The sequence below is a fragment of the Clostridium thermobutyricum DSM 4928 genome (genome assembly GCF_002050515.1).
Taxonomy (GTDB): Bacteria; Bacillota; Clostridia; order Clostridiales; family Clostridiaceae; genus Clostridium; species Clostridium thermobutyricum.
This window is the reverse complement of sequence record NZ_LTAY01000012.1, coordinates 1-682: the sequence shown is the minus strand read 5'-3', so window position 1 is coordinate 682 and position 682 is coordinate 1. Positions and strand designations below refer to the sequence as shown.

At 29.5% G+C, this 682-nt stretch carries 2 protein-coding genes; both read left to right on the top strand.

Annotated features, from left to right (window positions below):
* The coding region (locus tag CLTHE_RS01090) for a ferritin family protein (RefSeq protein ID WP_479723343.1) at positions 1–206 on the top strand (206 nt) is incomplete at its 5' end.
* A 264-nt stretch (positions 207–470) separates the two neighbouring features.
* Positions 471–682, top strand: a 212-nt coding sequence (locus CLTHE_RS01085) for a rubredoxin-like domain-containing protein (protein WP_341456347.1), incomplete at its 3' end; no start/stop codon positions are given.

Here is a 682-nt window from a genome sequence, read left to right as displayed (position 1 = left end):
GTGAAGTAGTAGTTGCTGATACAAAAGCAAACTTACAAGCAAGAGTAGATGCTGAATTCGGAGCTTGTCAAGGTAAAAAAGAATTAGCTACATTAGCTAAACAATTAAACTTAGATGCAATCCATGACACAGTTCACGAAATGTGTAAAGATGAAGCTAGACATGGAAGAGCTTTCAAAGGTTTATTAGACAGATATTTTGCATAATTTAATGGGTTAATAATATTAAAAACGAGTAAATTAAATTTACTCGTTTTTATTTAAAATTAAGTTAACAATAAAAATAAAATTTTTTTATAAAAAGGGTTTACAACGGATAATAATTATTATATAATAAAAATGTACCAAGGAGGTACATAAGCAAAGAAATAAAATCTAAAACTTTTAAGAGTTTAAAATTGTGGAAGTTTTTAAAAGTTTTAGCCAGATAGAGAAAAATAAAAGTGTGTTAAATAAGAGGAGGAAATTAATATGAAAAAATTTATTTGTACAGTATGTGGATATGTTCATGAAGGAGAAACTGCACCAGAAAAATGTCCAGTATGTGGTGTAGGACCAGAAAAATTCAATGAACAATCAGGAGAAATGGCTTGGGCTGATGAACACAAAATTGGTGTAGCACAAGGTGTAGATGAAAGAGTAATTGAAGGATTAAGAGCTAACTTCATGGGAGAATGTACAGA